12 protein-coding genes are annotated in these 13,428 nt (G+C 69.8%); 10 read left to right on the plus strand and 2 right to left on the minus strand.

Annotated features, from left to right (window positions below; all coding sequences use genetic code 11):
- Positions 1-49: 49 nt before the first annotated feature.
- Entirely contained in the window at positions 50-940 is an 891-nt protein-coding gene (locus AB0H88_RS09715) for a LysR substrate-binding domain-containing protein (RefSeq protein ID WP_357642869.1), read from the plus strand.
- 36 nt (positions 941-976) lie between these two features.
- Positions 977-2,479 carry an NAD(P)/FAD-dependent oxidoreductase gene (locus AB0H88_RS09720; protein ID WP_357642870.1) on the plus strand — a complete coding sequence of 501 codons (1,503 nt, stop codon included), beginning with the start codon at positions 977-979 and terminating at the stop codon, positions 2,477-2,479.
- Here the strand turns inward: AB0H88_RS09720 and AB0H88_RS09725 are convergent.
- Positions 2,468-3,106, minus strand: coding sequence for a helix-turn-helix domain-containing protein (locus AB0H88_RS09725; RefSeq protein WP_357642871.1), 639 nt, complete (start codon positions 3,104-3,106; stop codon positions 2,468-2,470). The genes AB0H88_RS09720 and AB0H88_RS09725 overlap by 12 nt on opposite strands.
- A 37-nt stretch (positions 3,107-3,143) precedes the next feature.
- Positions 3,144-4,814: an IS200/IS605 family accessory protein TnpB-related protein gene (locus AB0H88_RS09730; RefSeq protein WP_357642872.1), complete on the minus strand. Its 1,671-nt coding sequence runs from the start codon at positions 4,812-4,814 to the stop codon at positions 3,144-3,146.
- 269 nt (positions 4,815-5,083) lie between these two features.
- Between AB0H88_RS09730 and AB0H88_RS09735 the strand changes: the two genes are divergently transcribed.
- From AB0H88_RS09735 to AB0H88_RS09770, 8 genes are all read left to right on the plus strand, one after another.
- The gene (locus AB0H88_RS09735) at positions 5,084-6,307 is read left to right on the plus strand and encodes a cytochrome P450 (protein WP_357642873.1); all 1,224 of its coding nucleotides are present in this window, start codon (positions 5,084-5,086) and stop codon (positions 6,305-6,307) included.
- A gap of 73 nt (positions 6,308-6,380) precedes the next feature.
- On the plus strand, positions 6,381-7,076 hold the full coding sequence (locus AB0H88_RS09740; RefSeq protein ID WP_357642874.1) for a response regulator transcription factor: 696 nt from the start codon (positions 6,381-6,383) through the stop codon (positions 7,074-7,076).
- Positions 7,073-8,410, plus strand: coding sequence for a HAMP domain-containing sensor histidine kinase (locus tag AB0H88_RS09745; protein WP_357642875.1), 1,338 nt, complete (start codon positions 7,073-7,075; stop codon positions 8,408-8,410). Before AB0H88_RS09740 ends, AB0H88_RS09745 begins: the two co-directional genes overlap by 4 nt.
- 43 nt (positions 8,411-8,453) lie before the next feature.
- Positions 8,454-9,623: a bifunctional glycosyltransferase family 2/GtrA family protein gene (locus AB0H88_RS09750; RefSeq protein ID WP_357642876.1), complete on the plus strand. Its 1,170-nt coding sequence runs from the start codon at positions 8,454-8,456 to the stop codon at positions 9,621-9,623.
- An 86-nt stretch (positions 9,624-9,709) separates the two neighbouring features.
- Positions 9,710-12,016, plus strand: a complete 2,307-nt coding sequence (locus AB0H88_RS09755; protein WP_357642877.1) for a glycosyltransferase family 39 protein — start codon at positions 9,710-9,712, stop codon at positions 12,014-12,016.
- Between the two features lie 216 nt (positions 12,017-12,232).
- Entirely contained in the window at positions 12,233-12,430 is a 198-nt protein-coding gene (locus AB0H88_RS09760) for a hypothetical protein (protein ID WP_357642878.1), read from the plus strand.
- 239 nt (positions 12,431-12,669) lie between these two features.
- A complete protein-coding gene (locus AB0H88_RS09765; protein ID WP_357642879.1) occupies positions 12,670-12,843 on the plus strand; it encodes a hypothetical protein in 174 nt (57 codons plus the stop codon).
- Between the two features lie 26 nt (positions 12,844-12,869).
- On the plus strand, positions 12,870-13,220 hold the full coding sequence (locus AB0H88_RS09770) for a hypothetical protein (RefSeq protein WP_357642880.1): 351 nt from the start codon (positions 12,870-12,872) through the stop codon (positions 13,218-13,220).
- The last annotated feature ends 208 nt before the right edge of the window (positions 13,221-13,428 follow it).

Raw genomic sequence — 13,428 nt, forward strand, 5'->3', positions numbered from 1 at the left:
GGAAGGGCTCGGTAGCCACGCGTTGCCTGGTAGGTCATAGCCTTGGGCTATGAGTACGCTGCCGGATCTCGACTCGCTCAAGCTCCTGGTCGACGTGGGCGAGCTGGGCAGCCTCGGGCAGGCTGCCAAGGTCGCGGGCATCGCTCAGCCGTCGGCCAGCAAGCGGATCGCGCACCTGGAGCGCCGCCTGGGCCTGCCGCTGCTGGAGCGTACGCCGCGCGGGTCCACGCTGACCGCCGAGGGCAAGATGGTGGCGGGCTGGGCCGCGCAGGTGCTGGCCGCCGCCCAGGAGCTGATGCGCGCCGCCCAGGCGGTACGGCGCAGCGAGGCGGCTCATCTGCGGGTGGCGGCGAGCATGACGGTGGCCGAGTACCTGGTGCCGCGCTGGCTGGGTGAGCTGCAGAACCGGGAGCCGGACGTTCAAGTCGGTCTCGACGTGGTGAACTCCGCCGACGTCGCCACCCGGGTCCTGGCCGAGGAGGTGGAGCTGGGCTTCGTCGAGGGGCCGAGCGTGCCCGAGGGGCTGGCCAGCCGGGTGGTGGGCACCGACCGGCTGGTGGTCGTGGTGGCGCCGGGGCACGCCTGGGCGCGGCGTCGTACCGCGCTGATGGGGGCGGAACTGGCCGCCACGCCGCTCGTCGTCCGCGAACCCGGCTCGGGCACGCGGGAGACGCTCGACGTGGCGTTCAGGAGCCTGCACCGGGCCAGCCCGCGCCTGGAGCTGGGCTCGAACTCGGCCGTCAAGGGCGCGGCCCAGGCCGGGGCGGCGCCTGCGGTGCTCAGCGGGTACGCCGTGGAGGCGGAGGTGGCCACGGGCCGGTTGGTGGAGGTGCCGCTGGCCGGGATCAACCTGGTCAGGAGCCTGCGCGCGGTGTGGCGCCGCGGCCGCTCACTCGCCGCCCCGGCCGCCACCCTCCTGGCGATCGCCAGCCGCCCATAACCGAGGTCTTGCCGCTTCGCTATGTATGGTGCCGGTATGGGGTCCTATGACGTCGTTGTCGCGGGTGGCGGGCACAACGGGCTGGTGGCGGCCGCGTACCTGGCGCGGGCCGGGCGGCGGGTGCTGGTGCTGGAGCGGCTCGGGTACGTGGGCGGCCTGGCGATCTCCGCGCGCCCCTTCCCCGGCGTGGACGTACGGCTGTCGCGCTACTCCTACCTGGTCAGCCTCCTGCCCACGGAGATCGTCCGCGACCTGGGGCTCCGCCTGGATCTGCGCCGGCGGCGCTACTCCTCCTACACGCCCCACGGCGACACCGGCCTGCTCGTGGACGACGGCGACGAAGGCGCGACCGCCGCCTCGTTCAGGGCCATCACCGGCGGCGAGGCCGACCACCGGGCGTGGCGGGAGTTCTACGGGCTGACCGCCGAGGTGGCCCGGGTCCTGGCGCCCACGCTGCTCGAACCCCTGCGTACCCCCGCCGAGATCGAGCGCTTGGTGGGCGCCGAGGCGTGGCGGGAGCTGTTCCAGCGGCCGATCGGGCAGACGGTGGACGAGCGGTTCGGTGACGACACCGTACGCGGCGTGGTGCTGACCGACGCGCTGATCGGGACGTTCGCCGACCCCGCCGCGGACCTGCTGGCCAACCGGTGCTTCCTCTACCACGTGATCGGCGACGGGACGGGCGACTGGAACGTGCCGGTCGGCGGGATGGGTGCGGTGTCAGGAGCGCTCGAAGCGGCCGCCAGGCAGGCGGGCGCCGAGATCAGGACCGGTGCGGAGATCATCGGGATCTCCCCATCGGGTGAGGTGGCGTTCCGCACGGACGACGGCGAGCACACGGTCACGGGAGGGCACGTGCTGGCCAACCTGCCGCCGACGGTGCTCGACCGGCTGCTCGGCGCGACGCCGGAGGTGCCCGAGGGTGCCCAGCTGAAGGTCAACATGGTGCTCAGCAGGCTGCCGCGGCTCAAGGACGACTCGGTGGACCCGCGCGCGGCCTTCAGCGGTACGTTCCACATCAACGAGAGCCGCGACCAGCTGGCCCGCGCCCACGCGCAGGCGGTGGCGGGCCGGATCCCGGACCTGCCGCCCGCCGAGGTCTACTGCCACTCGCTGACCGATCCGTCGATCCTCGGCCCGGAGCTGCGGGGCCGGGCGGAGACGCTGACGCTGTTCGGGCTGCACATGCCCGCCCGGCTGTTCCGCGAAGATCCGGACAAGGCACGGGACGAGGCGCTCAAGGCCACACTTGCCTCCATCGACAGCGTGCTGGCCGAGCCCATCGAAAGCTGCCTCCTGCGGGCCCCCGACGGCACGCCCTGTGTCGAGGCCAAGACGCCGGTGGACCTGGAGAACGAGGCGGGCCTGCCCGGCGGGCACATCTTCCACCGGGACCTGAGCTGGCCGTACGCGGAGGAAGGCGGCTGGGGGGTGGAGACCGGGCACGAGCGGATCCTGCTGTGCGGCGCGGGCGCCCGGCGGGGCGGCGGCGTCAGTGGCATCGGCGGCCACAACGCGGCGATGGCCCTACTGACCTGAGGACTGAGCCGGGGGCTCGTGGTCCGAGACCAGCTCGTGGTCCGAGACCGGTCGGTGGTCCGAAGCCGGTTGGTGATCCGAAACCAGCCGCACCGCCACGGTCATGGCGGCGGCGGCCAGCTCGGACGGCGGCAGGTCCATGCCGAACACCTCCGGCACCCTGGCCAAGATCAGCGCGAACACCGCCAGCCGCGCCTCGAACTGCACGACCGCGTCGCCCTCCGGCCTGCTCAGCACCGATACCAGCGTGACGATGCGGTCCTGCATCTGGTCGCCCACCGACGACTGGGCGAACGCCCCCTGGTTCATCTGCGCGAAGCGCATCAGCGGCCGCCACTTGTCCTCCAGCAACTCGGAGATTCGCCGCAGAATCTCCTGCCGGGCGTCGAACGTGTCCGGCTGCGCACGGGCCCACTCCGCCAGTTCGTCGAGTGAGGCGATGAACCCGTCGGCGATGCTGGAGAGGATCTCCTCCTTCGTCCGGAAGTGGTAGTACAGCGCCGGCCGGGTGATCTCCAGCCGCTCCGCGACCTCCTGCAACGTGGTCTTGTCGTAGCCCCGCTCGGTGAACAGCTCCATCGCGACCCGCTGGATCCGCTCACGTGTATCGGTCCGCCGCCCTGCCATTCCGCTCCGTTCGCTTGACGGCCGGGCCCTCCATTGCTTACTTTCGCGTAAGTAAGCAATGCGATTCCGGCTTCATAGGGAGCAAGACTATGACCGTTCCTGACCAGTGGACATGATGCACTGGCGCGCCCCGAACGGTGTTAAGCGCGCTGGTTACCCGCGTTCTGGCCGTATCCGGGCCCGGCGCATCGTGTGCGTGGTCCGGTGTGCGGTGGCGGGTTTCCTCACGCCTGGCGGCACGTCGGTCGGCCTGGGCGCTCCGATGCCCCGCACGATCGCTCTGGTCGTGTGGGGGCGGTGGCGTCCGTCGCCGGATCGGGTGCTGCTGGGCGCGTCGTGCGATGGCGATGGCGGCGGCGTCGTGGCGGCTGGTCTGGCGCCTCTGGCTGGTCAAAGGGTGCTGCCAGTGCTGGGCTCCCCACCGGGAGGTGTAGGCGGGATCCACCGCGATGACACGGATACCGGCCCTCTGGGCCATGCTGGTGAGCCGGGCTTTCAGCTTGCCGGTAGGCATGCCGGAGATGAGCCGCCGGAACCGCTTGTTACGGCCGTGCTTCTCGCGGGTCTTGTCTTGCGCGAAGTCGAGGTCTTCGATGGCGATCGCCCTCACCTGGCATCTTCGGGCCCAGTGCAGCAGGCGGGTCAGGGCGTGCCGGACTTGAGCGTCGCGGTGCCCGGCGGCGCCGGTCAGGTCGTAGCTGAATTGGCGTGGGTTGCCGATTGGGTTGCCGTGCACGTCCAGGCGCCAGGCGGCCAGGTGATCGGCGTTGGTGTCAACCCCGATCACCCCGCCGGCCAGCGCCGCTTGGAGTGGGATGATCGCGATCGGCTGAGGCTGCCAGGAGGCGCTCAGATACCAGCGGCCCGGGGTCACGTCCAGGTGGATGCGGTAGGCGACGGCCCGGTTGGCCTCCACCCGGTCAGCCCATTCCTGGCCGCGGTGCGCGAAACGTACCCTGGCCGACAGGGCGTAGCGGCCGTGGGCGGCGTTGGCCAAGTGAGCCAGCGGGGCCGGCAGCTTGATCGAAACCTCGCCGTCGGGTGTCAGGCGGATGGTCTCATTGCCGTAGCGCTTGCCCGACTCGCCATCGGCCTGCAGAAACCACCGCTCAGCCTGCCACCGCTCGCGCCACTGCGCTTGGCTGAGCTGAGCGGCTGGAAGATGGTGGCGGGTATTGAGCAGCCGCTTGCCACCCCGCACGATATGCACCCGCCCAGCCTCGAAGTCGGCCCGCTCCCGCTCCAGTCGGTCGCTCAGCACGTGCAGGCGACGCTTCTTGGTATGCCACTCCCGCCTGCTGCGGTAACCGCCCGACGCCTTCTTCGAACCCTTCGCGCCGATCGGCTGAGACAGCCGGTGCGCGATCGCCGTAATACCCGCCTCAAGCGAGCGGATGTGCGCCGCATGGCAGCGGCGGGCCAGCGCCCACTGATCATGAGAGGCCTTCGTGATCGCTCCCGCCCACCGCGACGACGACGGCGGCGTCAGCTCCCGCTTACGCGCCGCCCACCTCTCGGTCGAGTGGCCCAGGCCATCGGCGCACCGCGCCTTGAGATCGGCACCGGCCAGCGCGCCCAGATGCGCGCCTACCAGCCGCAGCACCTGCTCATCTCGCACAGTCAAACCCTTGAGCCGATCCCGGATCGCCACCCCACACGGCCCAGCAGTCACGAACGGCGCCCGGATCGGCCGCAACGGCTCAGTCACACGCAGCCTCCCTCCGCGCCGTGCGGGTGCACACGTTCGCCGACTGGCGACAACAGCGGCGGGCGCACCACGAGAGCGGCACATCCACGCCACCACCCCGCCGACACACCCGGATCACCCGCAACTCATCCAATGCCTTCACTGAATGCGACCGTAAGACTACCAGGAGTTTGCCTGCCGGATGGAACATGTGAGCGACACACAACCGTCACCCACCGCCCATCCCGTCATGTTCACACGAAGATCGAAACGCAAGGAGAAAGGCCCTCATGTACGCTCAACAGCCAATAGTTCGCACCCCCTCCTTCCCTGTCCCGCGCACCTGCCCGTACGCGCCGCCGCCCGAGTACGAGCGGATGCGCGAGGAGGCACCGCTCATGCGAGCGTCGCTGCCCAACGGCGACGTCTGGCTGGTCACCAGGTACGCCGAAGCCAGGCAGGTGCTGAACGGCCAAGGCATCAGCACCAGCCCGGCCACCCCCGGCCACCCGAACAGCGCCTTCACCGCCGAAGAGCCCACTCCGGAGCAGCGCGAGGCCCTGGAACGCTTCAGGGTCGGCCAGTTCATCGACATGGACCCACCGGAGCACGGCCGATACAGGCGGCTGCTCATCCCCGAGTTCACCGTCAGGCGCGTCAAGGAGATGCGGCCCGGCATCCAGCGGACCGCCGACCTGCTCATCGACGACATGCTCGCCAAGGGGCCGGAGGCCGAGCTGGTCGCCGACTTCGGGCTGGCGCTGCCGTCGCTGGTCATCTGCCAGCTGCTCGGCGTGCCGTACGCCGACCACGAGTTCTTCCAGTCGCGTACCCGCACGATGGTGTCGAGCGACGACCCGCAGACGAGCGTCGCCGCGATCCTGGAGATCAAGAGCTACCTCGACGATCTCGTCACCGAGGCCGAGAAACAGCCCAAGGACGACCTGCTCGGACGGCTGATCGCGGCGGGAGAGGTGAGCCACGACGAGATCGTCGGCATGATCTCGCTGCTGCTCATCGCGGGCCACGAGACCACCGCCAACATGATCCCGCTCGGCGCCCTCACCCTGCTGCGCCACCCTGACCAGCTGGCCAGGCTGCGCGAGGACCCGGGACTGTGGCCGATGGCGGTCGAGGAACTGCTGCGCTACCTGTCGATCGTCGACTGGGTGGCCTTCGACCGGGTGGCCGTCGAGGACCAGGAGATCGGCGGGCAGCTCGTCAGGAAGGGCGAGGGCATCTTCGTGCTCGGCGCCTCGGCGAACCGGGACGAGCGGGCCTTCGAGCGGCCGGACGAGTTCGACATCGACCGCGGCGCCCGCCACCACGTCGCCTTCGGCTACGGCGTGCACCAGTGCCTGGGCCAGAACCTGGCCAGGGCCGAGCTGGAGATCGCCTACCGGACGCTGTTCGAGCGGATCCCGTCGCTGCGACTCGCGGTGGACGAGGAGGAGGTGTCGTTCAAGTACAGTCAGGTCATCTTCGGGGCGAACGCCATGCCCGTCACGTGGTAGCTGCTCTAGCACTCATGAAACAGCCCCGGAACAGTTCATGGCGTTCTCATGATGGGGCCTTAGCGTAAAGATTATGAGTGAGCCCGCACGGTTGCTGGTGGTGGACGACGAGCCCGCGTTGCGCGAGGCGCTGCAGTCGAGCCTGGAGTTCGAGGGCTACAAGGTCGTCACCGCCAACGACGGGCAGGCCGCGCTGGACCAGGTGGCGCGCGAGACGTACGACGCGGTGCTGCTCGACGTCATGATGCCGCGCCTCGACGGGCTGACCGCCTGCCGCCGGCTCAGGGCCACGGGCAACCACATCCCCGTGCTCATGCTGACCGCGCGCGACGCGGTCGGCGACCGGGTCTCCGGGCTCGACGCGGGCGCCGACGACTACCTGGTCAAGCCGTTCGAGCTGGACGAACTGCTGGCCAGGGTCCGCGCCCTGCTGCGGCGGGGCGCGCTCAACTCCGCCGTCCCGGAGGCCACGCTGACCTACGGCGACCTGCGCATGGACCCCGACACCCGCGAGGTCACCAGGGGCGAGCGGCGGCTGGACCTGACCAGGACCGAATACCTACTGATGGAGCTGTTCCTTACGCACCCGCGCCAGGTGCTGACCCGCGAGCAGATCCTGGGCGAGGTGTGGGGGTTCGACTTCGAGCCGACATCCAACTCGCTCGACGTGTACGTGATGTACCTGCGGCGCAAGACCGAGGCCGGCGGCGAGCCGCGGGTGATCCACACCGTCCGCGGCGTCGGCTACACCCTACGGGCCGCGCCGTGAGGCGCTACAGCCTGCGCTCCCGGCTCACCCTTCTTGTCACGGTCGCCGTGGCCCTGGCCATCGCGGCCTGCGCCGGACTGTCGTGGTTCATCGTGCGCGAGCAGATGGTCCGTCAGCTCGACCAGACGATCATGGACCCCGAGGGCAAGAACGACCAGAGATGGTTGAGGGAGCATTGCACGACGGAGGGAACCCCCGCCGAATACGCCGCCGGCCTGGTGACGTTGCTGGACGGGACCGGTACCACCTGCTCGCTGGGCTCGCCGATCGTGGTGACTGAGGAGGACAAGCCGGCCATCCCCCACCCCGGTAAGCCGATCTACCGTTATGGCGTTACCAAGGACGGCATGCCGGTGCGTGTCGTGACGGTGAACTTCGCGCCGGGTGTGGCCGTCCTGGAGGCCAGGCCGCTGTTCCACCTTCAGGACACGTTGCGCAACACCGCGTTCGCGCTGGCGGCCGTCGCCGCTCTGGGCGTGCTCGGTGCCGGATGGGCGGGCCTGGCCATCTCCCGTACGGCTCTGGCACCCGTCGGCCGCCTCACCAAGGCCGTTGAGCACATCGCCCAGACAGAGGATCTCGACACCCCCATTCCCGTCAAGGGCAGCGACGAGATCGCCCGGCTGAGCCTGGCGTTCAACGGCATGATCACCGCTCTGGCCGGCTCGCGCGAGCGCCAGCAGCAACTGGTCGCCGACGCCGGGCACGAACTGCGCACCCCGCTGACCACCCTGCGTACCAACATCGACCTGCTGCTGCGCAGCGAGCAGACCGGCCGCAGCCTGGACCCCGGTGCCAAGGAACGCCTGCTGATCAACGTGAAGGCCCAGTTCGCCGAGCTCACCGCGCTCGTCGGCGACCTGCTCCAGCTGGCCAGAGGCGACACCGACCACGAACCGCACGTCGAGCTGGGCCTGCACCAGGTGGTCACCGCCGCCGTCGAACGGGCCAGGCTGCGCGGCGCCGACGTCACGATCGACCTCCAGCCCTGGTACGTCGTCGGCAACGCCGCCTCCTTGGAACGTGCCGTACTCAACCTCATCGACAACGCCGCCAAGTTCAGCCCGGACGGCGAGGTCCAGGTGACCCTGCGACAGGGCGAGCTGGCCGTACGCGATCACGGGCCCGGCATCCCCGAAGAGGACCTGCCGCACGTCTTCGAGCGCTTCTGGCGCTCCCCGGCCGCGCGCGGCCTGCCCGGCTCCGGGCTCGGGCTGGCGATCGTCGCGCAGGCCGTGGCCGAGGCGGGCGGAAAGGTACGCCTGGAGAACGCCTCCGGCGGCGGCGCGATCGCGATCGTCGAACTGCCCGGGAATCTCACCCCTCACTCATAATCGGCTAAGTCCCGTTAAAGACCCCCACGATGGGATCTGGGGCATGCACACAACAGTCAAGACCCGGCTGGTCGAGGTGGTCGTCCCGGTCTACAACGAGCAGCGGGCCCTGCGCGACAGCATCGGCCGGCTGCACGCCTACCTCTCGGGCACCTTCCCCTACGACTACCGCATCACGATCGCCGACAACGCCAGCACGGACAACACCTGGCAGCTGGCCACGGAACTGGCCGCCGAACTGCCGCACGTACGGGCCGTACACCTGGACGGCAAGGGACGCGGGCGGGCGCTGCGCCAGGTGTGGTCGGACAGCGACGCGGACGTCGTCAGCTATATGGACGTCGATCTGTCCACCGACCTCGACGCGTTCCTGCCGCTGGTGGCCCCGCTGCTGTCGGGCCACAGCGACCTGGCCATCGGCACCCGGCTGGCCAGGTCGTCGCGGGTGGTGCGCGGGCCGAAGCGCGAGCTCATCTCCCGTTCGTACAACCTGCTGCTCCACTCCGTCATGGGCGCGAAGTTCTCCGACGCGCAGTGCGGCTTCAAGGCCGTACGCACCGAGATCGCGCAGGCGCTGCTGCCCGCCGTCGAGGACGAGCAGTGGTTCTTCGACACCGAGCTGCTGCTGCTGGCCGAGCGGCACGGGCTGCGCATCCACGAGGTGCCCGTCGACTGGGTGGACGACCCCGACAGCCGGGTGGACGTCTTCCAGACCGTCATGGACGACCTGCGCGGCCTGGTCAGGGTGACCCGCAAGACGCTGTCCGGCGCGGCCCGCATCCCGGTGCCCGCCCGTGTCTCCCAGGCGCGGCTGCCGCGCGGGATGGCGGCGCAGCTGCCCAGGTTCGCGGTCGTGGGCGTGGTGAGCACGCTGGCCTACCTGCTGCTGTTCTCGGGGCTGCGGCAGGCGATCCCGGTACTGGCGGCCAACGCGATCGCGCTGCTGGTGACGGCCGTGGCCAACACCGCCGCCAACCGCCGCTTCACCTTCGGCGTGACGGGGTCGGCCGGGGCCATGCGGCACCAGTTCGAGGGCCTGATCGCGTTCCTCGTGGGGCTGGCCTTGACCAGCGGCGGGCTGGCGCTGCTGCCGGACGGCGTCTCTCATGGGGCGGAACTGGTCGCGGTCGTCGTGGCCAACGCGCTGGCCACGCTGGTCCGCTTCCTGCTGCTACGCGTCTGGGTCTTCAACCCTCGCCGGAGCACGTCATGACCGATGCGAGTCCGGATCTTCCGTCTGCGCCGGAGAACGTCATGACCGATGCGCGTCCGGGGCTTCCATCCGAGCCGGAGAACGACATGACCACGACCCTCGACCGTCCGAGTCACCGTCGCATGTCCCGTCCAGCCCAGATCTGGCGCGGCGCCCCGGAGGACCCCCGCTGGTCCCGGCCCGCCCTCTGGGCCGTCCTGGCCGTCGCCCTCGTCCTCTACACCTGGGCACTGAGCGGCAACGCCAACGAGTACTACTCCGCCGCCATCCTCTCGGGCACCAAGAGCTGGAAGGCGTTCTTCTTCGGCGCGATCGACTCCAGCTCGTACATCACGGTAGACAAGCCGCCGCTGGCCCTGTGGGTGATGGGCCTGTCAGCGCGCATCTTCGGCTTCTCGACCTGGAGCATGCTGATCCCGCAGGCACTGGCCGGCGTGGCCTCCGTCGGCCTCGTCTTCTCCGCCGTCAGACGGGCCTACCCCGTCGTCGTGTCTGCCCACTCGGAGGTACGGCAGGCACACGTGGCGGGCCTGATCGCGGCCGTGGTCATGACACTCACCCCGATCACCGTGGCGATCAACCGCGACAACAACCCCGACACGATCCTGGTGCTGCTGCTCGTCCTGGCCGCCTGGTTCTGCCTGGAGTCGCTGCGTACCGGGCGGCTGGGCTCGCTGCTGGTGTGCTCGCTGTTCGTCGGGCTGGCGTTCAACGTCAAGATGCTCCAGGCGTATCTGGTGGTGCCCGCCCTCGCGCTGGCGTACCTGCTTTGTGCGCGGGTCTCGTGGGTGAAGCGTGTCGGGCATCTGCTGGCGGCGGGCGCCGTGATGGTGGTGTCGAGCGCCTGGTGGATGGTGATCGTCGACCTGTGGCCCGCCGACTCGCGTCCGTACATCGGCGGCTCGACCGACAACACCGTCTGGGACCTGGTCATCGGCTACAACGGCCTGGGCCGGATCTTCGGCCAGGGCGGTGGCGGTCCCGGGGGCGGCGGTGGAGGTGGCGCCTCGTTCGGTGGGGCTGCGGGGGCGGACCGGCTGTTCAACGAGACGATGGCAGGCCAGATCTCGTGGCTGCTGCCGTTCTGCGGGCTGGCCCTGATCTTCGCGCTGACCGCTCGGTGGCGGCGCGCCAAGCTCACTGCCCTGCCTGGGGCCGGCACGGACACCAGCGCCGCCGCTAGGTCTGGGGGCGCTGCGGACGCGAGCGGCGTCGCCAAGCCTGAGACGACCACGCCTTGGGTCGGCCTGGTCACGCCCAAGGTTGGCGCCGTGTCCGAAGTTGTCACCGTGTCCGAAGTTGGCGCCGCGCCTAAGGGTGGTGCCGCGTCCGGGGTCAGTGCCTCGCCGATATTCGCCGGCGCTTCGGGTACTGCTGCTCAGCCCGGAGCGAGCCTCGCCGCGTGGCTGGTTTGGGGTGGGTGGTTCGTCGTTCACTTCATGGTGTTCAGCTTCGCCAGCGGCACCTTCCACCCGTACTACACGACCGCCATGGCACCCGCCGTCGCCGCCGTCACCGCTTTCGGCGGACTGGCCATGTGGGACGCGTACCGGCACTCGCGGGTGTGGGCGTGGGTCCTGCCCCTAGGCATCGCCATCACGGGCGCCTGGTCGTTTATGGTGCTGCGCCGTACGCCGGACTTCGTGCCGTGGCTGGCCTGGATGGTGCTCGCCGCGACCGTTGTGGCGGTGGTGGGGCTGCTCCTGGCCAAGTTCCGTCGCAAGATCGCGGTCCGGCTGGTCGCGATCGGGCTGGCGGCGGCAGTGGTCGCCGGGCTCGCCGGACCGGCCGCGTACGCGGTGTCGCCTTTGGGGTCGCAGGTCAACGGCTCGAACCCGACAGCGGGACCGTCCACGGGCGGGATGGGCTTCGGCCCTGGAGGCGGCTTCCGCGGCATGATGCGCTCCGGTGAGAACGGTCAGGCTTTCATGACCCCACCGAACGGCCAGGACGGTCAGGGCCAGAACGGGCAGGATGCACAGAACGGCCAGTACGGCCGGGCTCAGGACGGGCAGGGCGCGGACGGCCGGTTCGGACGAATGGGCGGTTTCGGCGGAGGCGGCGGTGTCAGCAGCTCGATGATCTCCTACCTGGAGGCCAACCAGGGCAAGGCCGAGTGGCTCGTCGCGGTAAGCAGCGCCATGCAGGCGTCGTCGATCATCCTGTCCACCGGCAAGCCGGTCATGGCCATGGGCGGCTTCACCGGCAGCGACCCCGCCATGACCGTCACCCGCCTCAAGGAACTGGTGGCGTCCGGCAAGCTCCGCTACGTACTGGCCGGCGGCGACGACCGGGGTGGCCCTGGGAGGGGCAACAACGAGGTCACCACCTGGGTCCAGGCCAACTGCAGGGCCGTGACCGGCCAGGACGGACTGTACGACTGCACCGCATGATCCGAGGCAAGGGGCGCCGCGATCAATGGCGACGCGGCGCCCCAGAACGGCCTTCAAACAGCGGAGCTCGAACAGCAATACGGCGTCGCACGCCAAACGGACCGAATGCGAGCATGGCGGCGATAAAAGAAACGAAGAGTGAAAGCCCAGTATCGACGAGGGCTGGGCATCGTATGCTGAGTTCTGCCAGCTAGCGGCGCTCCGGAGGAGGTCCTCATGAGCACACCCGAAGCGGACCACCCCGCCTATCCGCCGATCAGGCCCCGCTTGTCAGTCGAGGAGTTGCTCGCGGCCAAGAACACCCAGCCGATCCGCTCCGTGGACGACCTGGCCGCCGACACTTTCGAGTCGGACGAGGAACTGGAGGAGTTCCTGGCCTTCACCTACGCTGAGCGCCATCGCGACGTAGCCTGAACCGTCGCCGTGCAACCTGTCATCTTCGACACCGACGTCGCCTCGCGATTCACAAGCGCAAACTCGCCGGCCCGTTGGCCACCCGCCTGATCGGCCGTAAGCCGCTGATCACTTTCGTGACCTTCGGCGAGCTGACCAAGTAGGCCGAGATCCGCCGCTGGGGCACCCGCAGCCGCCAGGAGCTCGCCGACTGGTTCTCTGGTATCCCGATCCTGCCCGGTGACGAGCCGGTCGCGGCGATGTGGGGCCGGCTGTCGGCCGCCGGCATCCAGCGTGGACGCCCCCGCCCGATCAACGACATGTGGATCGCCGCCTGTTACCTCACCTACGACCTGCCGCTGGCCACGCTCAACCTCAAGGACTACGAGGACTTCAAGGCCCACCACGGTCTGCGCATCCTCGGCACCGACTAGCCCCCGCGAGTGCGTGGTCGTTCACGGTGCTGCGCCGTACGCCCGACTTCGTACCGTGGCTGGCCTGGGTGGTGCTCGCCGCGACCGTTGTTGCGGTGGTGGGGCTGGTCCTGGCGATGTTCCGTCGCGAGGTCGCGGTCCGGCTGGCCGCGATCGGGCTGGCGGCGGCAGTGATCGCCGGGCTCGCCGGACCGGCTGCGTACGCGGTCACGCCTCTCCAGCCCCAGGTCAACGGCTCGAACTCGACGGCAGGACCGTCGGGCGGCGCAGGCTTCGGACCCCGAGGCGGCTTCCGTGGCATGATGTGCTCCGGCCAGAACGGCCAGCCCCCTATGACCCCACCGAACGGCCAGGACCGCCAAGACGGCCAGAGCTAGAACAACCAGTACGTCCGGGCTCAGGACGGGCAGGGCGCGGACGGCCGGTTCGGGCGAACGAGCGGTTCGGCGACGACCGAGGCGGCCCTGGCAGGGGCAACAGCGAGGTCACCACGTGGGTCCAGGCCAACTGCGAGGCCGTGACCGGCCAGGACGGCCTGTACGACTGCTCCTCATGATCAATGCCAAGGGATGCCGCGATCCGCAG

Source organism: Nonomuraea sp. NPDC050680, assembly GCF_040654555.1.
Lineage (GTDB): Bacteria > Actinomycetota > Actinomycetes > Streptosporangiales > Streptosporangiaceae > Nonomuraea.

Coding starts and splice junctions, on each gene's coding strand:
- AB0H88_RS09715 (WP_357642869.1), top strand. CDS start 50: ATGAGTACGCTGCCGGATCTCGACTCGCTCAAGCTCCTGGTCGACGTG.
- AB0H88_RS09720 (WP_357642870.1), top strand. CDS start 977: ATGGGGTCCTATGACGTCGTTGTCGCGGGTGGCGGGCACAACGGGCTG.
- AB0H88_RS09725 (WP_357642871.1), bottom strand. CDS start 3,106: ATGGCAGGGCGGCGGACCGATACACGTGAGCGGATCCAGCGGGTCGCG.
- AB0H88_RS09735 (WP_357642873.1), top strand. CDS start 5,084: ATGTACGCTCAACAGCCAATAGTTCGCACCCCCTCCTTCCCTGTCCCG.
- AB0H88_RS09740 (WP_357642874.1), top strand. CDS start 6,381: ATGAGTGAGCCCGCACGGTTGCTGGTGGTGGACGACGAGCCCGCGTTG.
- AB0H88_RS09750 (WP_357642876.1), top strand. CDS start 8,454: ATGCACACAACAGTCAAGACCCGGCTGGTCGAGGTGGTCGTCCCGGTC.
- AB0H88_RS09755 (WP_357642877.1), top strand. CDS start 9,710: ATGACCACGACCCTCGACCGTCCGAGTCACCGTCGCATGTCCCGTCCA.
- AB0H88_RS09760 (WP_357642878.1), top strand. CDS start 12,233: ATGAGCACACCCGAAGCGGACCACCCCGCCTATCCGCCGATCAGGCCC.
- AB0H88_RS09765 (WP_357642879.1), top strand. CDS start 12,670: ATGTGGGGCCGGCTGTCGGCCGCCGGCATCCAGCGTGGACGCCCCCGC.